The sequence below is a fragment of the Haloarcula sp. KBTZ06 genome, assembly GCF_048595605.1.
In the GTDB taxonomy this organism is placed as follows: domain Archaea; phylum Halobacteriota; class Halobacteria; order Halobacteriales; family Haloarculaceae; genus Haloarcula; species Haloarcula hispanica.
The window spans coordinates 191605-211131 of sequence record NZ_CP184340.1; the positions used below are offsets into that span (position 1 = coordinate 191605).

At 62.1% G+C, this 19527-nt stretch carries 18 protein-coding genes and 2 pseudogenes; 15 read left to right on the forward strand and 5 right to left on the reverse strand.

The annotated features are described in order from the left end of the window. Positions 1-46 precede the first annotated feature (46 nt). Positions 47-1612 carry an ABC1 kinase family protein gene (locus ACNO8S_RS19240; protein WP_420183009.1) on the reverse strand — a complete coding sequence of 522 codons (1566 nt, stop codon included), beginning with the start codon at positions 1610-1612 and terminating at the stop codon, positions 47-49. Between the two features lie 290 nt (positions 1613-1902). On the opposite strand from ACNO8S_RS19240, the gene ACNO8S_RS19245 reads away from it, so the two are divergent. From ACNO8S_RS19245 to ACNO8S_RS19280, 8 genes are all read left to right on the forward strand, one after another. Then, on the forward strand, positions 1903-2397 hold the full coding sequence (locus ACNO8S_RS19245) for a hypothetical protein (protein WP_014030914.1): 495 nt from the start codon (positions 1903-1905) through the stop codon (positions 2395-2397). Positions 2398-2400: 3 nt separating this feature from the next. Next, the gene (locus tag ACNO8S_RS19250) at positions 2401-3906 is read left to right on the forward strand and encodes a UbiD family decarboxylase (RefSeq protein WP_420183010.1); all 1506 of its coding nucleotides are present in this window, start codon (positions 2401-2403) and stop codon (positions 3904-3906) included. After that, positions 3903-5306, forward strand: coding sequence for a prenyl carboxy-lyase (locus ACNO8S_RS19255; RefSeq protein ID WP_420183011.1), 1404 nt, complete (start codon positions 3903-3905; stop codon positions 5304-5306). The genes ACNO8S_RS19250 and ACNO8S_RS19255 overlap by 4 nt, the downstream gene beginning before the upstream one ends. 170 nt (positions 5307-5476) lie before the next feature. Next, the gene (locus ACNO8S_RS19260) at positions 5477-7159 is read left to right on the forward strand and encodes an acyl-CoA synthetase (RefSeq protein WP_064287173.1); all 1683 of its coding nucleotides are present in this window, start codon (positions 5477-5479) and stop codon (positions 7157-7159) included. Positions 7160-7204: 45 nt separating this feature from the next. Beyond that, positions 7205-8371 (forward strand): acyl-CoA dehydrogenase family protein, encoded by a 1167-nt coding sequence (locus ACNO8S_RS19265; RefSeq protein ID WP_050036542.1) that lies wholly within the window; start codon positions 7205-7207, stop codon positions 8369-8371. Then, positions 8371-10149: an acetyl/propionyl/methylcrotonyl-CoA carboxylase subunit alpha gene (locus ACNO8S_RS19270; RefSeq protein WP_050036543.1), complete on the forward strand. Its 1779-nt coding sequence runs from the start codon at positions 8371-8373 to the stop codon at positions 10147-10149. Before ACNO8S_RS19265 ends, ACNO8S_RS19270 begins: the two co-directional genes overlap by 1 nt. Before the next feature lie 2 nt (positions 10150-10151). After that, the gene (locus tag ACNO8S_RS19275; protein ID WP_014030908.1) at positions 10152-11870 is read left to right on the forward strand and encodes an acyl-CoA carboxylase subunit beta; all 1719 of its coding nucleotides are present in this window, start codon (positions 10152-10154) and stop codon (positions 11868-11870) included. 3 nt (positions 11871-11873) lie between these two features. Continuing rightward, on the forward strand, positions 11874-12338 hold the full coding sequence (locus tag ACNO8S_RS19280) for a MaoC family dehydratase (RefSeq protein ID WP_420183012.1): 465 nt from the start codon (positions 11874-11876) through the stop codon (positions 12336-12338). 41 nt (positions 12339-12379) lie between these two features. Here ACNO8S_RS19280 and ACNO8S_RS19285 read toward each other — a convergent pair whose 3' ends face one another. Both ACNO8S_RS19285 and ACNO8S_RS19290 read right to left on the reverse strand, forming a co-directional pair. After that, positions 12380-13102: a class I SAM-dependent methyltransferase gene (locus ACNO8S_RS19285; protein WP_008308352.1), complete on the reverse strand. Its 723-nt coding sequence runs from the start codon at positions 13100-13102 to the stop codon at positions 12380-12382. Positions 13103-13144: 42 nt separating this feature from the next. Then, the gene (locus tag ACNO8S_RS19290; protein WP_420183013.1) at positions 13145-13978 is read right to left on the reverse strand and encodes an HpcH/HpaI aldolase/citrate lyase family protein; all 834 of its coding nucleotides are present in this window, start codon (positions 13976-13978) and stop codon (positions 13145-13147) included. A gap of 217 nt (positions 13979-14195) precedes the next feature. On the opposite strand from ACNO8S_RS19290, the gene ACNO8S_RS19295 reads away from it, so the two are divergent. Then, a complete protein-coding gene (locus ACNO8S_RS19295; protein WP_050036547.1) occupies positions 14196-15071 on the forward strand; it encodes an amidohydrolase family protein in 876 nt (291 codons plus the stop codon). Here the strand turns inward: ACNO8S_RS19295 and ACNO8S_RS19300 are convergent. Further along, the gene (locus ACNO8S_RS19300) at positions 15068-15829 is read right to left on the reverse strand and encodes an enoyl-CoA hydratase/isomerase family protein (RefSeq protein ID WP_050036548.1); all 762 of its coding nucleotides are present in this window, start codon (positions 15827-15829) and stop codon (positions 15068-15070) included. The genes ACNO8S_RS19295 and ACNO8S_RS19300 overlap by 4 nt on opposite strands. A 25-nt stretch (positions 15830-15854) precedes the next feature. Continuing rightward, on the reverse strand, positions 15855-16511 hold the full coding sequence (locus tag ACNO8S_RS19305) for a helix-turn-helix domain-containing protein (RefSeq protein WP_151104211.1): 657 nt from the start codon (positions 16509-16511) through the stop codon (positions 15855-15857). Between the two features lie 106 nt (positions 16512-16617). Here ACNO8S_RS19305 and paaA point away from each other — a divergent pair, with 106 nt between their 5' ends. From paaA to paaE, 6 genes and pseudogenes are all read left to right on the forward strand, one after another. Next, entirely contained in the window at positions 16618-17559 is a 942-nt protein-coding gene (gene paaA, locus ACNO8S_RS19310) for a 1,2-phenylacetyl-CoA epoxidase subunit PaaA (RefSeq protein WP_146418170.1), read from the forward strand. A gap of 5 nt (positions 17560-17564) precedes the next feature. After that, positions 17565-17723, forward strand: a pseudogene (locus ACNO8S_RS19315) (PacF protein); the annotation flags it as partial. Positions 17724-17792: 69 nt separating this feature from the next. After that, a pseudogene (locus ACNO8S_RS19320) lies at positions 17793-18092 on the forward strand (PacF protein); the annotation flags it as partial. Continuing rightward, entirely contained in the window at positions 18092-18925 is an 834-nt protein-coding gene (gene paaC, locus ACNO8S_RS19325) for a 1,2-phenylacetyl-CoA epoxidase subunit PaaC (RefSeq protein ID WP_050036549.1), read from the forward strand. The pseudogene ACNO8S_RS19320 and the gene paaC, both read left to right, overlap by 1 nt. After that, the gene (gene paaD, locus ACNO8S_RS19330) at positions 18918-19352 is read left to right on the forward strand and encodes a 1,2-phenylacetyl-CoA epoxidase subunit PaaD (RefSeq protein ID WP_151104029.1); all 435 of its coding nucleotides are present in this window, start codon (positions 18918-18920) and stop codon (positions 19350-19352) included. Before paaC ends, paaD begins: the two co-directional genes overlap by 8 nt. After that, positions 19349-19516, forward strand: coding sequence for a 1,2-phenylacetyl-CoA epoxidase subunit PaaE (gene paaE / locus ACNO8S_RS19335; RefSeq protein ID WP_004594293.1), 168 nt, complete (start codon positions 19349-19351; stop codon positions 19514-19516). Before paaD ends, paaE begins: the two co-directional genes overlap by 4 nt. Positions 19517-19527 lie beyond the last annotated feature (11 nt).

Consider the following 19527-nt stretch of genomic DNA (forward strand, 5'->3'; position numbering starts at 1 on the left):
CGGTCGGATTGCTGTTTGTTCTTCTGGAGACCCGGTGAGGCAGGAGCTACGACTCGATGTCGACGAGGTAGACGAGGAGAAAGCCGGCGGCGACGGCAAGTACTGGGATCTCGTACGGACGCTGGTGAAAGGTCAGAATCGCTGCTGCCACGATGAGCGCTCCGGCGATCACCGCGTAACCGAGATTCCGCTCCCCTATTCCATGTCCATCAGCCGGTTCCGTACGGACGACCAGTTCACCACGTTCGAGCCGATACAACGTTCGGTCGACTCGTGACGGGACCCGTGCCAGCGCGGGAAGCGACCGGCGCACGTCCGCCCACGTTTCCTCGATGATTGCGTCCAATTCACTCTCGATGAGGTTCTGTTCGACGAGAAACGAGCGAACAGCGGCGAGGAAGTCGAACTCCGGATCGAGCTGTCGACAGACGCCCTCACCGACGGTCCCGACACGGATGAGTAGCATCACGTCCGGCGGAATCCGAAACGGGAACGCACGGAGGGTCGTCGTCAACTCCGTAATGATCTGCCGCCAGGTGATCTCCGACTGGCCTTCGAGGTTCTCGATGACAAGTTCGAGCACCCGGCCGACCTCGGCGCGGTTGACGTGTGGTTCGAGGACATCGAGCGCGATGAGCGCGTCCACCAGGTCGTCCACGTCACGACGGACGAGTGCCCGATAGAGGGCGATGATATCGTCCTGAACCGTCGGTGGCAGGCGTTCGCTCATGCCGAAATCGAAGAGTAACAGATGGCCGTCGTCTGTGACGCCGAGGTTGCCCGGATGGGGGTCAGCGTGGAACACGCCGTCGACGAGACCCATCTCCAGGTACACATTGATGATCCGTGTCGCCATCTCGTGTGGCGTCACGTCGACATCGTCGAAAGCGTCGTCGTCGGTTATTTTCCGACCGGTCAGATACTCCATAGCTAACACGCGCTCAGAGCACAGGTCTTCGTAGATGGCAGGGATGACGACTCGCTCATCGTCGTCGAAGTTCTCCCTGATATCGGCCATGATCGTCGCTTCACGCTTGAAATCCAACTCGTTCAGGATGATGTCCTCAAAATCGTCAGCCGCGTTTTGGATCGAATACTGCTGGCGTTCGGTAGCGAAGGGGCGAATCAGCGGAAGCAGCCCCCGGACCACCCGGAGATCACGCGTAATCACGGGTTTCAGTTCGGGACGTCGAACTTTCAGTGCGATTCGCTCACCCCGATAGTCTGCCGTATAGACGTACGCGAGCGACCCGCCGGCGACCGGTTCGAGCGTCGACTGATCGAGTTCGTCGCCCAGTTCTTCCGCAACGACGTGCTTTGGATTTCCCCCTGCGGCCTCTGGAACTTCGTCCTGAAGGGTTCCGAAAACGTCGGCATACACCGGTGGAACGATATCTGGGCGCGTCGAGAGTACCTGCCCGACTTTGATGAAGGCCGGTCCGAGTTCGAGCATCGTATCCCGGATCTGCTCGGCCCGTTGTCGATGCTGCTCGTCTGGAACCTGTCTTCGTGAGCCAAAAAGGACGAACCGCCGACGGTCACGGAGAAATGACAGCGCGAAGGGTAAAAACCGGACGATAACGACCAGGTACCGGCGAAACAATCCGTTCATCTATCGAAGCGAAAACGGCTGAGTCGCGTCAATTGGCAGTGCATACTCTGGCTTCGATCAAGCGGCATATATAACTGAAGGAAACATTATGTTGGCTCGTGTAAATATACACTTTCTGACAACCTCTCAATACTAGTGATCCGCGCATTTCAGCTCATAGAGGGCCGATTCGAGTGACAAACTGTGCCTGGGATGCACAAGTCAGTGAAACGGTGGACTGACGACGGTACATATATGCAATAGGGACAAGAGGTTGCTAAGAACATCAGCAAAACAACTGAGGGCAGGTAATGTCGAACCACTACATCACGTCAGCAGACCATCTCCCCGAGGAAGCACAGACAGAGACCACACTACAGATCACGGATGCCCAAACGAAACGCATTTTCGAGGCACGCGTTCGGATTGCCAAAGACCCCGATGCGCTCACTGACCCGGAACCGCTAACAATCGTCGCCGGGCCACACGAGAGCGTCAGCGAGACCAGATACGTCGAACTGCTCGACGAGACTGAGGCGACTGGTATCGATCAGGAGCTGGTGACGCATCTGGCGGCCGAACAGGAGACGGCGTCGAACATCCTCAATACACGATCCGACGATCTGAAGGTCCTCTTACAGTATCTCGTCGAGACCGGCGAGTACGAGTCAACGGCCGATGCGCTTCGCGAGATCGCGTTCGACCAGCTCGCCACAGAACGACCGGCCCTGCTTGACGCCTACGCTGAGGTCCGCCGTGAACTCGACGACGACCCACTGAGGCGCGTGCTGGAACAACAGGAGTGATCTATGTCGGTTAGTTCGCTCCGCGAGTACCTCGATTTGCTCGACACGACCGGTTGGCTCCGGTCCTTTGACCAACCGGTGTCGTGGGACCTCGAAGCGAGCGCGGCGACGATGCTCGCCAATATCCGCGACGGCCCGATTCCGGTGTTCGAGTCCATCGCAGGGCTAGAGACGGAGTCGAAACTGGTTGGCGATCCGTACCGCGGCCCCCAGACGCGTCCCTGGGATCACTTCGCCCGCGCGCTGGGACTCTCAGGCGGCCTTTCGGGCCGTACGTACTACGACCGAGTGATTGATCGCCTCAACGCGCCACAAGCGCCCCGAACTGTCGCGAGCCAGGAGGCTCCCTGCAAAGAAACAGTGCGGACGGGGAACGAGGTCGACCTCCTGTCGTTTCCGTGGCCATATATCCATGAGGGCGACGGGGGACGGTACTCGAATCTCCACACCATCGTCGCACCGGACCCCGACACGGAGTGGGGGACCTGGTCGAGCCATCGCATGATGATCCACGACTCCTCCCAGGCCAGTCTGCTGTTACTGGCCGGCGAGCAGGTACCCAACCGCTACTACTACGACTACGAACCCCGGGGCGAACCGATGCCCGTCGCGGTCGTCATCGGTGCCGAACCCACCGTCGAGTGTACTGCGGATATGTGGATTCCGACAGGCCGGAGCGAAGCGGCATTCGCGGGCGGCCTGAAAAGCGAGCCTGTGGACCTCGTCCAGTGCGAAACCAATGACCTGTACGTCCCGGCGACGGCCGAGTTAGTTCTCGAAGGCCACGTTCGACCCGACGACCGCCTCGACGAGGGGCCGTTCGGCGACTACTTCGGCTACATGAACGGCCCGCGACGCTCCATGCCGGTGTTCGAGGTCGATGCGATCACCCACCGCCACGAACCGCGAATACCGTTTTGTGTCGAGGGGAGCGGTGTCGGATACGGGCAAAACTCGACCAGTACGCTCCGGCTCGTCGCGGCCGGCCCCGACGCGACTGTCGGTCTTCGGGCCGCCGGATTCGACGTTGCGATGGCGGTCCCGTGGCGATTCACCTCTCGCACCGTCTGGGTCATCGCGACGGATCGACCGTATCCGGGCTATCTCCACGAACTGGCGAACTTCATTTTCACGACGTGGGGGATGCTCCACATCGATTTCTTCGTGTTTGTCGACGCTGCTGTCGACCCGCTCGACCCACGGGCAGTCTTGACAGCTATCGCGCTTGAGGCCGATCCGGACGCCGACTTCCATCAGTTCGGCGTCGAGCGAATGCCGAAAGTTCCGCTCAACATCTACCAGACGCCCGACGAGAAGGGCAACGCGGACGTGGGGACGTCGAAGGCGAAGACGGCCAAAGCCTACATTGACGCAACGAGTGACGGTGACGCGGCGGAGATGGCAGCGACCACAGAAACCCGGAAGCGAGCCCAGGAGCGGTTGGTCGATGCGGGCCTAAACGCTGCGCGGTTCGACCGGCTTGACGAGCGGGAGGGCCAATCACAGTGATACCGTTCACGCAGTACGTCCGCGGACTGGCCGGCGACGACGACCTCGTCCGACTCGACGGCCCGTTCGAAGTCCCGGTGGACGTGCTTGCGGCGGAGGCGCTCCGGGCGAGTGGGCCGGCGCTTCGATTCCAGCGCGCCGCCGGCAGTGATCTAGTTAGCGGTGTGTTCAGCGGCCCGGACCAGACACACCAGCGCGAGGCCCGGCCGTGGTCGCGGCTGTCGCTCGGCCTCGGACTCGACCCGGAAGCTCCGCTCGTTGATCTACTGGAGACGATCAGCACTCTCGGCCCGGCCGGCGGGAATACGGACCCGACATACACGAGTCGGGCGGCCTCGGGGAGAGATATCGACGCACAGGACTTGCAGTTCCCGCAGAGCGAAACCGATACGTGGCCTGCTATGACGCTCGGTGTCGCATCGGTTTCGACCGCTGACGGCACACACTGGGCACCGGTTCACGGCTCGGTCGTGGGCGGCGACACGCTCAGAGTGCGTGTCCCAGACACGCTGTCGTCGCTTGTCGGCGAAGGGACGACGATGACGATAGCGCTCGGCGTGCCGCCGGCGGCGATCACGACGGCGTACCTGCTCGCTGTCACCGAGCAAACTGCCACGCCGATCCAGTCCTGTGGGGTGACCGGAACCGTCCCGCTCGTCCCGACCAACGGCGGCCTCGTCCCGAGCGCGACGGAGGTCGTCATGGAGACGACGGTCGTGGACTGCAAGCCGGACTTCCGGTCCGACCGTCGAGAGGGCTGGGAATACGTCATCGAGAGCGGCCCGCTCTCGCTGTCGGTCGAGCGCGTCCGCACTACTGAAAACCCGGTCATCCCCGTCTCCCCCGTCGGTCGCCCACTCGCGGATGACACCCGTCTCACGGGGCTCGTGACCGCCGCAGCGCTCTATCACCGACTCAACAACTACTGGGGCATCTCGCCAGTCGAATGGATTATGCTGCCGGCAGAGGCTGAACTCGGTATCTGTTTCGTCGCTAGTGACGTGCTCTACGGCGGCTTCGAGTGGCAACTCGCGAACATCCTCTTTTCGTTCTCGTCGCTTTTCGACACGGTCGTTATCGTCGATGAAGACGTTCCGCCACAGGACTTCGGCCGCGTTCTGGCCGATATCTGGCTGAAATCCCACCCCGCCCGCGACTGGACGTTCAGCGAACCGGATGCACCGGCAGCGACACGCCCTCACTATCGACGAGACAACGAAACCGGCTCGCGCCTGTACGTGAACGCGGCGTGGGACCCGCGCTGGAAGGAAACCTACATCGCGCCGCGAGTCACGTTCGAGAACTCCTTCCCGAACGACGTCCGCGACGTGGCTCGTGTCCTGTGGGACGAACCCGACACCGCTCCCGGAGAGACGACTGAAAACGAATCGCCCCACTGAATATGTCTCTCGCGTGTATATATCTTCGAATATGTTGTAATCAGTTCTGTTTACGCCATACTGCAATCGAATAATACCTAGGTAGGAATGAAAAATAAAATAGATTCAATACGTTTTTCGCAAAAAGTAACCGGTACAGTTATACCAGAACCCGGTATTCCGAGCGGTGTATGGTCACCAGCCACAACCTCCCGGACTACGACACAGCGCGAAACGAGTTCTCCTGGGACGATATATACGCGGCAGCGGACTGGGACGCACCAAACGAGCTGAACATCGGGCACGAAGTCGCCGACCGTCACGCGACCGACCGGGGCCAGGTCGCACTCTACCAGGTCGGGACCGACGGAGAGCTGTCGAAAATGACGTTCTGGGAGCTTGCTGACCGTTCGAGCCAGTTCGCCAACGTTCTCGACGACCTCGGGGTCGCCCAGGGTGACCGGGTCTTTTCATACATGCCCCGGATTCCGGAGCACTACGTGGCGCTGGTCGGCACGCTCAAACACGGTGCCGTCTGGGGAAGTGTCAACGAGCGGTTCGGCCCCGACGGCATCTCGTACCGTCTGGACGACTGCGACGCGAAGGTCGTCGTCACCACGACCGACAATCGCGACACGGTCGAAGACGCGCTGGACGAGGCCCCGTCGGTCGAACACGTACTCACCGTTGACCGCGGGGGCGGCGCACCCGCTGACGACGTGGTGTTCAATACCGCGCTTGATGGCGCGAGCACGGCGTACGAGGTCGCTGAGACCAGCGGGGAAGACGACGCGCTGCTGTACTACACTTCGGGAACGACCGGGCTGGCCAAGGGTGTCCTCCACAAACAGCGCTGGATCGCCGGCGTCGCGGCAACACAGAAGTACGCCGTGGACCTTCAAGACGGCGACCTGTACTGGTCGACCGGTGACCTCGGCTGGCTGACGGGTGCAATCAACACCCTCGGTGCCTGGTTCTGGGGTGCGTCGCTGTTCACGTACGAAGGCGAGTTCGACACCGACGAGTGGGCCGCCCTGCTCGACGAATACCCGATTAGCGTCCTGTTCTCGGTTCCGACGGCGTACCGGATGCTCCGGGAGAACGAGGAGGTCCTTGCGGATGTCGACCTCGATTTGCGGCATGCGCTTTCCATCGGCGAACCGCTCAGCGCCGGCGTCGTCGAGTGGGGAGAAGACGAACTCGGCGTCACGATTCTGGATACGTACGGCCAGACTGAGACCGGGAACATGATCATCAACAACTATCCAACGATGGACCTCCGGCCCGGGTCGATGGGGAAACCACTCCCCGGAATCGAGGCCGACATCGTCGACCCACAGAGCGGCGAGGTTCTGGAACCCGGTGAGACGGGCGAAATCGCACAGCGCGGCGACTACCCGTGTTTCTTCGCCGAGTTCTGGAACAAGCCCGAGAAGACCCAGCGAGCGTTCGTCGACGGACCGGACGGGACATGGTACCTCTCGGGTGATCTGGCACACAAAGACGAGGACGGCTACTTCTGGTTCGAGGGGCGTGCGGACGACGTGATCCTCTCTGCTGGCTACCGCATCGGGCCGTTCGAGGTCGAGAGTTCGCTGGGTGAACACGACGCGGTCGCCGAGGCGGCAGTCGTCCCCAAACCACACGAAGCGCGAGGGAACATCGTCAAGGCCTATGTCGTGCCGAGCGAGGACGCTGAGCCATCCGCCTCGCTCAAAGAAGACATCCAGAGCTACGTGAAAGAAGAGCTCTCAGCACACGAGTACCCGCGCGAAATCGAGTTCCGGGAGGGCCTACCCAAAACAGTGACCGGGAAAATTCGCCGAACCGAACTCCACGACGACGCCGAAGCAGAAGCCGAAGTCGAATCCTGACACAGGGTATCAAGCAGTACGAGTGCCAACGCAGACACAACCACAATGAATTTCGAAGAAACAGAGGAACGCTCGATGATTCGGTCGACCGCGGCGGACGTGGCGGCCGAGTACGGACCGGAGTACTGGCGCGAGAAAGAGGAAGCAGGCGAGTTCGGAGAGGAATTCTGGGACGAACTGGCCGCGGCCGGCTTCCACGGCCTGCTGGTCCCGCCGGAGTACGAAGGGGCCGGGATGGGCATACAGGAGATGGGGCTGGTCATGGAGACGCTCTGTGCCAAGGGCTGTGGCATGGCAGGCACTTGGTATCTGGTGCTCACCGCCGGCATGGCCGCTGCCGGTATCAGCGAGAGCGGAACAGAAGCGCAGAAACGGACCTATCTGCCGGACATCGCCAACGGCAAGCGAAACTTCTCTATCGGCATCACGGAACCCGAGGCCGGGACAAACACGCTGAACGTCGCCACCCGCGCGGAGAAAGACGGCGACGAGTACGTTCTGAACGGGAACAAGGCCTGGATTACCTTCGCCGACCGGGCTGACAACATGATTCTCGTCACGCGCACGACCCCACGCGACGAGGTCGAGCGCGGGACCGACGGTATAAGCCTGTTTATCGTCGATATGGACGACCCCGGCATCGACGTGTCCCCGATTCCCAAACACGGCATCAACTACTCGAAGTCCTGTGAAGTCTTCATCGAGGACGTTCGGGTCCCCGAGGAGAACCTCCTGGGGGAGGAAGACGACGGCTGGTGGACTCTGGTCGATATGCTGAACCCGGAACGCATCGGCTTTGCGGCCGCCGGGACCGGTATCGGCAAACTGGCCGCCGACACTGCTATCGAGTACGCTAGCGACCGGGAGGTGTTTGGCGCGCCTGTCGGGAGCCATCAGGCGGTGTCGTTCCCGATCACCAAGGCGTACGCACGCATGGAAACGGCGGCGCTCATGCGTGAGAAGGCCTCTTGGCTCTACGACCAGGGCGAGGAGTGCGGGTACGAGACGAACGTCGCGAAGGCGACGGCCGTCAGTGCTGGCATCGAAGCGGTCAAGCAATCCATGCAGGCGTTCGGCGGCTGGGGCTACGCGAAGGAGTACGACGTCGAACGCTGGTGGCGCGAAATCAACCTGACACGGCTGGCCCCGGTTTCCCAGCAGATGGCGTACAACCATATCGGCCAGCACCTCGGCTTCCCCAGATCCTACTAATGTTCGAGAAAGTCCTTGTCGCAAACCGCGGCGAAATCGCGGTCCGTGTGATGGCTGCGTGTGAAGAGCTGGGTATCGAAACGGTCGCCGTCTACAGCGATGCCGACCGCAACGCCGGCCACGTTGAGTACGCCGACGACGCATACAACGTCGGCCCGGCACCCGCAAGCGAGTCGTACCTCGACCAGACCGCGATACTCGATGTTGCCGAGCGGGCCGGGGCCGACGCGATCCATCCCGGGTACGGCTTCCTCGCCGAAAACGCTGAGTTCGCTGGCCGCGTCGAGGCTACCGACGGCATCACCTGGGTCGGGCCGCCAAGCGACGCAATGGAGACGCTGGGCGAAAAGACGAAAGCCCGGACGGTGATGCAGGATGCCGGCGTCCCGGTCGTCCCCGGCACGACGGACCTTGTCAGCGAGCCGGACGAAGTGCGCGAACTGGGTGCCGAGTACGGCTACCCCATCGCGATAAAAGCCGAAGGTGGCGGCGGCGGTCGTGGCATGAAGATCGTCCGGAGCGAGGCCGAGGTCGCGGAGGCGCTCAAGAGCGCGAAGCGCGAGGGGGAAGCCTACTTCGGCAACGATTCCGTGTACGTCGAAAAGTACCTCGAAGCACCGAAACACGTCGAAGTGCAGGTGCTTGCAGACGAACACGGCAACGTCCGTCATCTGGGCGAGCGCGACTGCTCGCTCCAGCGTCGCCACCAGAAGGTCATCGAGGAAGCCCCGAGTCCCGCTCTCGATGCCGAACTGCGGACGCAGATCGGCGAGGCCGCCAGACGCGGTGTCAGCGAAGCCGGGTACACGAACGCCGGCACGGTGGAGTTCCTCGTCGAGGACGGGGAGTTCTACTTCATGGAGGTGAACACCCGCATTCAGGTCGAACACACCGTCACCGAGGCTGTGACGGGCATCGACATCGTTCGCTGGCAGCTCCGGGTCGCCGCGGGCGAGCAACTGGACTTTACACAGGAGGACGTGTCGATAGACGGACACGCCGTCGAGTACCGAATCAACGCGGAGAACCCGGCCGAGGACTTCGCGCCGACGCCGGGACCGCTGACGACGTACGCGCCGCCAAGCAGTATCGGTGTGCGGCTCGACCACGCAGTCTCGCAGGGCGACGAGATCGGGGGCGACTACGACTCGATGATCGCGAAGCTCATCGTCGCTGGCGAGGACCGGGACCACTGTCTGGACCGGTCGAGGCGTGCCCTCGACCATTTCACCGTCGAGGGGGTCCACACGACCATCCCGTTCCATCGATTGATGCTGGACGACGACACGTTCCGCGCCGGGACGCACACGACGAAATACCTCGATCAGGAACTCGCCGACGATGCCCTTGACGCGGCCGTCGCGCGGTGGGGGACAGACGAGGTCGGCGGCAACACCTCATCGGCGTCGACGGACGAAATCGCCGTCGAAGTCGACGGAAGGCGCTTCGATGTCGTCGTTACGGACGGACGACCCCGCGTCTCCGGTGATGGTAACGCCAGTGGCGGCTCCGGCAGTGGCGCTTCGGGCGGCAATTCATCCGGTGGCGGCCCGGTGGCCACGTCGGGTGCGATTACGGCTGAGATGCAGGGCACTATCCTCTCGACCGAAGTCGCGCCCGGTGACGATATCGCAGCGGGCGATGTCGTCTGCGTGCTGGAGGCGATGAAAATGGAAAACGACGTGGTGGCATCCACGGGCGGCACTGTCGCGTCCGTCCCGATCGCGGAGGGCGACTCCGTAGACATGGGTGACACCCTGGTTGTACTGGAGGAGTAAGTATGCAAGTCAGAATTTCAGACGACGCGACCGAATCGGAAGCACAGGCCATTGCCGAGGCGCTGGCGACACACTTTGAGGACGACATTACCCTCGTCATTGACAGCGGCGAAACGGTCGCCAGTGCCACGTACGACAGCACTCGACGGGACGAATCCACGGAACCGGTCGACGACGACCTCGGTCCGACCGAACGCGAAGAGGCCCTGCGCGAGGAGATTGCAGAGATCCTCGAAGGCGGGCCGGAAAAGTACAAGGAGCAGTTACCTGAGGAGGGCAAGCTGTTCGTCCGGGACCGTATCGACCTGTGGTTCGGTGACGATTTCCTGTTCGAAGACGGGAAATTTGCGGAGTTCGACGCCGACGACCAGCTCCCGGCTGACGGGCTCATCACGGGGGCCGCGGAGTTCGAGGGCCGTGACCTGCATTTCATGGCCAACGATTACACGGTCAAACGTGGCAGCATGGCGGCAAAGGGTGTCGAGAAGTTCCTCCGGATGCAACAGCGGGCACTGAAAACCGGGCGTCCGGTGCTGTACCTGATGGACTCCTCGGGCGGCCGTATCGACCAGCAGACGGGCTTTTTCGCCAACCGCGAAGGTATCGGGAAGTTCTACTACAACCACTCGATGCTATCGGGGCGGGTCCCGCAGATCTGTGTGCTGTACGGTCCCTGTATCGCCGGTGCAGCCTACACGCCGGTGTTCGCGGACTTCACCGTCATGGTTCGGGACATGAGCGCAATGGCCATCGCCAGCCCCCGGATGGTCGAAATGGTCACCGGCGAAAAGATCAGCCTCGACGACCTCGGAGGCCCTGCTGTCCACGCACAGCACTCCGGGAGTGCGGACCTCATCGCTGACGACGAGGAACACGCCCGCGAACTCGTCGCGAAACTCATCGGCTATCTGCCAGACAACGCCGACGAAGACCCACCACAGACCAGTGGGACGGCCCCGAAGCGCTCGCCGGAGGGTATCGACGCCGTTGTCCCGGACAAGCCGAACAAGGGTTACGATATGTTTGACGTGATTGAGCGGGTCGTCGACGCCGGGTCGACGCTCGAACTCCGGCCCGAATACGGCAAGGAGATAATCACGTCGTTCGCCCGGATAGACGGGCGGCCAGTCGGAGTTATCGCCAATCAGCCAGCCCAGCGTGCCGGGGCCATCTTCCCGGACGCGGCGGAGAAAGCCGCCCAGTTCATCTGGACCTGTGACGCCTACAACATCCCGCTGCTGTATCTCTGCGATACGCCGGGGTTCATGGCCGGGTCTGGCGTCGAGAAAGAGGGCATCCTCGAACAGGGCAAGAAGATGATCTACGCCACGTCTTCGGCGACAGTGCCCAAGCAGTCCGTTGTGGTCAGGAAGGCCTACGGCGCGGGCATTTACGCGATGTCCGGTCCCGCCTACGACCCCGAGTCGACAATCGGCCTTCCGAGTGGGGAAATCGCGATCATGGGACCTGAAGCGGCTATTAACGCCGTCTACGCCCGCAAGCTCTCCGAGATCGACGACGAGGACGAGCGACAGCAAAAGGAGCAGGAACTCCGCGAGGCCTACCGCGAGGATATCGACATTCATCGAATGGCTAGCGAGGTCGTCGTCGACGACATCGTCCCGCCGAGCGACCTCAGAACGGAACTGACGAACCGCTTTGCGTTCTACGAGACCGTCGAGAAAGACCTCCCGGACAAGAAACACGGAACTATCCTCTGAGCTATGACAGGACGCTACTACGAGGAGTTCGAGGTCGGCGAGACCATCGAACACGAGAAGCGCCGTACCGTCAGCGAGCGCGACAATCAGCAGTTCTGCGATATGACCATGAACCAGCAGCCGCTCCATCTCGACGCCGAGTTCGCGGCCGAGACGGAGTTCGGCGAGCGACTGGTCAACGGGCTCTACACGATGAGTGTCGCTGTCGGACTGACCATTCCAGAGACGACTGACGGCACCATCGTCGCGAACCTGTCCTACGACAGCGTCAAGCATCCGAACCCGGTGTTCCACGGCGACACGATTCGCGTGCAGTCGACCGTGACCGACAAACGCGAGACCAGCGACGGCGAACGCGGCGTCGTCACGATGCACGTCGAGGTGTTCAAACTCGCAGATTCGGACGACGTCCTCGTCTGTGAGTTCGACCGCACCGTGCTGTCGCTGAAACGGGACCACGCCGAGTGACGCTGTGACCGCTCGACGGACGAACCGCAGATTCAAGTCACCTATTCGGGCACACCGACGACCCAGCGCCATCGTTGCTCGAACGTGCCGTCGAGAGCGCCGAGGAGTTCACGAGCTTGTCGAACCCGCTCCTCCGTTTCGAGTTTCGGATAGAGCCGTGCGGCCATCGCGGGAATCGCGTGGAACAGCCGGATGTTTTCGGCAGTCGTCGAAAAATTCCAGGTCCCCGTAATCGTCGAGAACTCGTCCGCGAGGGCGTCCCGAATAGCCGGTGTATCAGTCGGGGAGCGTGACTCGCGCTCGAACTGTTCGAAGACGTCCGTGCCGTCAGGCCGGAACCAGCCCAGCGGTGCGACAGCGCCGACCACGCCGTCTGTGTGGAGGATTCTGGCGGCTTCTCGCACTGCGGCGGCCGGGTCAGGGACCAGAAAGAGCGAGGCGGTAAACGCGACGCCGTCGACTGACCGGTCTTTGAGTGGCACATGGTCGAAATCGGCCTGCAGTCGAGCAGTGGACTCGATCTCGCTCAGCATCTCGCGGCTGATATCGAGGGCAATTGTGTCCGCTGTTGTCTCGGCGAATACGCGTGTGCTCACGCCTGTTCCTGCGCCCGCATCGAGAACTGTCCCGAGGCCGCCGTCAGTACGAGCGCCCATCTCGGCGGCGAGTAGTCGCGCGAGCGACGTGAAGCGATTGGTCCGCCGCTCGTAGGTCGTGTAGGCGTCGACGCTGGCATCGAAGTTCTGCCGGACGACGTCTTTCATACGCGACAGCACAGCCAGGTCCCGGATAGGTGTTGCCGTTGGCTACCGCTGACCGGCTTCGCGAGCGCGTTCGAGGACACGCTCCGCCTGTGCGATAAGCGGTGCGTCGATCATCTCCCCGTCGACCTCGAAAACGCCGGCGTCTGTCTCGTTGTCGGCTGTGACGACGCGTTCGGCCCATGCGATATCCTCGTCACTGGGGGTGAACGCGTCGTTGATGACCGCGACCTGGTCCGGGTGGATCGCCATCTTCCCGTCGTACCCGAGTTGTGCGGCGAACTCAGTTGCCTCGCGGAGGCCGTCCAGATCGCCGTAGTCCGGGTAGATCGTGTCGATTACGTCGATTCCCGCGGCGCTGGCCGCAACGACGACCCGCTGGCGTGCATAGAGCACCTCCCGTCCATCGCTGGTGCGACTCGCACCGATGTCGGCCGCGAGGTCTTCGGCCCCGAACAGGAGCGCATCGGTGGAATCGGCGGCTGCGATCTCCGCCGCGTTGAGGACGCCGGTGGCCGATTCGACCAGCGCAAGCACCGGGAGGTCCGTATCGTGTTCTCTGAGGAGCCGTTCCAGTGCTTCGATGTCGTCGGCGGACCCGGCCTTGGGGAGCATCACGCTGTCGGGACCGGCGTCTGTCAGTATCGCAGCGAGGTCGGCTGTGGCGCTTACCCCCACTGGATTGATGCGAACGCAGATGTGGCTGTCCGAACTGACAGCCGAGAGTACTGATTGAACGGATTGACGTGCCTGCTCTTTATCCGCCGGTGCAACCGCATCCTCGAGGTCGAAGACGACGACATCGGCGTCGCCACCGGCCGCTTTCCGCATCAACTCCGTATTGTCACCCGGTGCGAACAGAACACTGCGACGAACCATAGCTGTGCCTTCACTCCCCGGTAGTAAGATTGTAGGGGGTTGACGCCCGGCCATACCGGGGGTGAGCCTTCGTCTGGCGATTTGTTCGTCTGCCGCCGTTATCATCGGCTCTTCTCGATGCTGGTATCCTCAGCACGATTCTCCACTCGCTCCGGTGAGTATTCCGCACAGCACAATCAGGCATGGATTTTTATGATACTGGGTAAAAGCTCCTTCTGTGACAACCGACCTCCCCGGCGTAGCCGACAGGCAACTGTTCGATACGCACGCGCATCAGCCGACCAGTGAGTTCCTCCACGACGCTGGCGGCGAAATGATGCAAGACGCCGCCGACCGCTTTGGCACTGACCTGGAGACGTGGGACTACGAGGAGATGCTCGCGGAGTACCATGAAGCGGGCGTCGGTGGCGCTGTCCTGCTTGGCTGGGACGCGGAAACGAACACCGGGAACCCACCCGTCCCGAACGACTACGTCGCCGAGGTCCGGGACGAGTATTCCGACTTCTTCGTCGGGTTCGGAAGCGTCGACCCTCTGAAAGACGATTGTGTGCAGGAGGCAATCCGGTGCGTTGAGGATCTGGACCTCTCCGGGTTCAAGTTCCAGCAGATCGCACAGGGCTTTGACCCCTCGGACGAACGCCACGACCACCTGTGGAGTACCATCGAAGACCTCGGCGTCCCCGTCGTCTTTCACGGCGGCAACTCGACGCTCGGGGCCTGTAGCGCCGGCGGCCGTGGCCTGAAGGTCAAGTACGGCAACCCGATGCTTATCGACGACGTGGCCGCCGCCTATCCGGACCTCGACATCCTCATTGCCCATCCCGCGTTCCCGTGGGAGAAAGAGCAGTTGGCGATCTGCCAGCAGAAGGGCAACGTGTACATGGACCTCTCGGGCTGGGTGCCGAAGTACATCGACGATCAGGTCCTTCACTACGCCGGGACCGTTCTCAAAGACAAGGTGATGTTCGGCACCGATTACCCGATGATCGACCCCGAAACGTGGCTCGAATCGTTCGCCCGCGACACCGACTTCGACACGGACGTCCAGCGGAAGATTCTGTTCGAAAACGCACAGGAGTTTTTCCACCGCTAATCGAAGTCCGGGGTTCGACCGTCCAGAAACGCCTCGACACCACGCGAATGAGCCGGCGTATCGTACGCCAGTGACTGGATGCGTGCTTCTTGACGCAGCCCGGTCTGTAACGGCTGGCCGATGTTGTCGTGGATCGCTTCCTTCGCCAGCCCGAGGTTCGCCGTCGGCTGTGCCTGAAGCGTTTCGAGCAGGTCGGCCGTCCGCGCGTCGAGGTCACGCTGCTCGACAGCCTCGTTGATCAGGTCTATCTCGGCGGCGGTCTCGGCGTCGATCAGTTTCCCGGTGAACGCGAGTTCCTTGGTCTTCCTGAGCCCGATGAGCCGGGGGAGTATCGCGGTTGCGCCCATATCCGGCACGAGGCCGACGCTGATGAACGACGCACCGAACCGGGCGGACTGGGCGGCATACGCGAAATCAGCGACAGCCACGAGCGACAGCCCGGCACCGACCGCATCCCCGTTGACCTTCGCGACGACAGGCACCGGCGCTTCGAGGATGTTGCTGGCCACCCGACCCAGCGTCGTCCGGACCCGCTCGTAGGCTTCCGTCGCGGACTCCTCACGCTCGCTCATCGCCTCGATATCCCCGCCGGCACTGAAGGCGTCGCCGTCGCCGGTGAGGAGCACGGCATCGTGTGTCGCTGGGTCGAGGTCAGCGAGCGCAGCAGCGAGCTCAGTCGCGACCGCCCCGGTCATCGCGTTTTTGACATCGGGACGGTCGAATACGATTCGTCGAACAGCGCCGTCTTCAACGCGCATGGTCGTACTCACACGCGCGGGTACTTTACTCCCGGTCGTCGTCCGGTCGGCCTTCGCCGACGCTGCCGAACAGCTGTGTGAGCAGCGAGTGCTGTGCGCGGTGGAGCCGTTCGAGGAACGCGGACTTACTGATACCGAGTTCGGCGGCGACTTCACTAGCGGTGGTCTGTCGTGGGACGACGAAGTAGCCCATCTCGACCGCGTACCGGAGACTTTCCGCCTGTGCCGGGGTCAGGTCCCACTGCTGGGCGATAGACGCGTCTTCTCTCGCACGCAGGGCGTACACCCGCTGTAGCTTCACGCCGACGGTTTCACCGGCCGTCTCCATGACCGTCTGGAGGATCTCGTGGCCCACCACAGCGCCAGTTAGAATCGCGTTTCCGTCCCGATAGGTCAGCGATTCCACCATGAAGCCCGCGCTGATGAGTTTGTGGACGACACACTGCTGGAGCGACAGACATCGGTAGTTGTACCGACCCTCGGTAACTGACTGGTAGAGATAGCGGATCCGGTCGTCGCCGTCGAGGTAGTCCCCGAGTTCCTCACTCGCCTGCGCGCTGAACCGCAACAGTACGTTACGGTCATCCCGGAGGAGTGGCGGGGCCGCCTCGATGGGCGTGCCAGTGGCACTACTCGCATCTGCCAGTGGACAGTCATCGCCCTCGATGCGAAATTCGACCATTAGACACTCCTCTATCATTGCCTCGTATATGTGCGGATATACTTATAAAACCCGTCTATATAGGGGCAAATTAGTATGAACATTCCTCACGATTTATGGGATACATATGAACGTTGACGAAGTCAAAGCCCGCGCTGGACCCCGGGAGTTCAGCCCGAAAGACGACCTTCCCGAAGAGTATCGGAAGGCAGCCACGCGGATGCTTGAATTCCACGCCAACAGCGAGATTATGGGGGCGTACCTCGAACGGCCCTTCATCAGACAAGCCCCGAGCATCGAGCGAAAGATGGCCTTCAGCGCGAAGGTGCAGGACGAAATCGGCCACGGCCAGATGCTCTACCGAGCGGCGGAGTCGCTCGGTATCAAGACCCGCGAAGAGATGCTCGACGACCTGGCGAACGGGGACGGAAAGTTCCTGAACTGCTTCCACTACCCGATGGAGAGCTACGTCGAGACGCCGATGATTGCCTTCTTCGTCGACGGGGCTGCGATGCGTCGTCAGGCGACCCTGAAAAAGTCCAGCTGGGAGCCGTACGCCCACGCGATGGACAAGATATGCTTCGAAGAGGGGATGCACGTCAAGCACGGTGAGTCGATCCTCCGCGAACTGATGAACGGCTCCCGGAGGGAACAGCGCATGACTCAGGAGGCCTTCGAAGAGTGGTGGCCGCGAATTCTGCAGTTCTTCGGCCCGACCGACGACCAGAGCACCCACCACGACTTCGCCGCGGAGGTCGGGCTGAAGACGTGTACAAACGACGAACTTCGGAACGCGTTCCTCAACACCTACATCCCGAAGGCGAAAAAATACGGGCTGGAGATGCCCGACGAGCCACGCATTCGGGACAACGGTGACGGGACCTACGAGGTCGTCGAGGACGACCTCGACTGGGACGAGTTCTTCACCGTCTCGCAGAACGAATATGACGGCAGTATCGAACAGATTTCCGGTCGCCGGCAGGCCCAGGAAGCGGTGCAGTGGGTCCGTGACATGATGGACGACCAGACGACCACGAACAGCGGCCCGCAGACACAGGCAGCGGACTGAGAACGATGATCTGGGAAGTATTCCGACAACAGAGTCCGGACGCGGATTTCGTTCACTGCCGGGACGTCCACGCACCCGACCGAGAGATGGCGAAGCAGTTCTCGGTCATCCAGCACGGGCGGCGGAAGCCGACCCACGCGCTCTGGGTTGCCCCGCAAGAGAAAATCACGCAGGTCGATCCTGACGCAGAGAGCCGTGACGAGGTCGGAAACAGCGCCGAGAAACCGTGGGCTGTCTTCCGGCAGGACCAGCCCGGCGGGTATCACACGCACTGCGGTGACGTCGAAGCCCCCAGCACCGCCGGCGCAGAACAGGCGGCGATTGCAACGTTCAGTGACGACGACCCCAACAGTCTCTGGGTCGTACAGCACCAGTACATCGGCGAAGTCACCGAGGACGACGTGAGCTTCGGTGGGACGACCAACAAGTCCTACCGGTTCGCACAGACGTACAACGTCGATCCGGCTGCTGAGGAGGTCGAAGCCTCCGAATCCGAGCAGATAGAAGCGGAGAAACAGCGAGGTGAGATCTAATGGCAACAACGGAATCCGACCTCGGCGGTCCAGCCGACCTGTCCGAGGACGAACAGCGCGCAGTCGAGGCACAGCTACTCCGACTCGCCGACGACGAGCTGGTTCAGGCCGAACGCTACACGTTCTGGCAGGTGCGTGCGCCGACACTGGAATCGGACCTCTCGATTTCGAACAACGCACAGGACGAGCTGGGCCACGCCCGACTGTGGTACGATGCGGTACAGCAACTCGGCTACTCCGAGGAATCGCTCATTTACGAGAGCGACCCCAGCGACTTCCAGCACAGTACGCTCGTCGAGCTACCGTTTGCGGAAGGTGACTGGGCCGATGCTATCGTCAGAGCGTACCTCTACGACGTCGCTGAAGACATCCGCCTCTCTGCGCTCGAGGACTCGTCGTACGAAATCATCCGGAACAGAACGAGTCGCATCCAGGGCGAGGAAGGCTATCACCTCGAACACGCCGAGAGCTGGCTGGACCGGATGGCACTGGACGAGGAGGCCAGCGAACGCGTTCAGGCGGCTATCGACGAGCTCTACCCGTACGCCCTCACGCTGTTCGAACCCGTTGGCGACGTGGAGGCCGACATCGACCGGCTGGGCATCCGCACGATGACCCTCGACGAGATGCGCACCGAGTGGGAGACCCGCGTCGAATCGTTCCTGACCGAACTGGGGTTCGACGTGCCGACCGATGCTGCCCCCGCAACGCCGGCAGGCCGGGACAACGAACACACCGACCACTGGCACGACCTACACGACGAAATGACGGCCAGTTACCGGAATCTGGGCCGTGACGAAGCGACGCTGATAATGGCGGCCGACGATGAGTAGCGACTACGACCGGCCACGCGCGGACGCTGATGCTACCGCGTGTTCGTACACCGACTACGAGACTAAAGACCACGCAGCGGACGACGTGCCGGCCACGGGCGAAGACGCCGACGGCATTGAACGCGACGTGTGGGCAGCCCTGTATCAGGTCGAGGACCCGGAGATGCCGGTCAGCATCGTCGACCTGGGCCTCATATACGGGCTCGACGTATCCGACGGTGACGTCACGGTCGACATGACGCTCACCTACAGCGGCTGTCCGGCGCGCGAGATAATCCTCGGGGAGGTCGAGGAGGCCGCCGAGAGTGTCGACGGAATCGAGACCGCGTCGGTCCGACTGGTCTGGGCCCCGGACTGGTCGATTGATCTGGTCACAGAACAGGGCAAAGAAGCGCTGCGGGACTTCGGCATGAGTTTCGACGGATGAGTGAACCCGACCCCAGTGTCACGACCAGCGGCGAACAGACGGGCGCTGAGTGCCCGTACTGTGGCTCGACCGACACCGAGCGGAAACACCCACGCGGGCCGTCGCGGTGCCAGTCGATTCATTACTGCAACGAGTGCCTGCAGCAGTTCAAAAAGTTCGAGTAAGCAGTTATTAC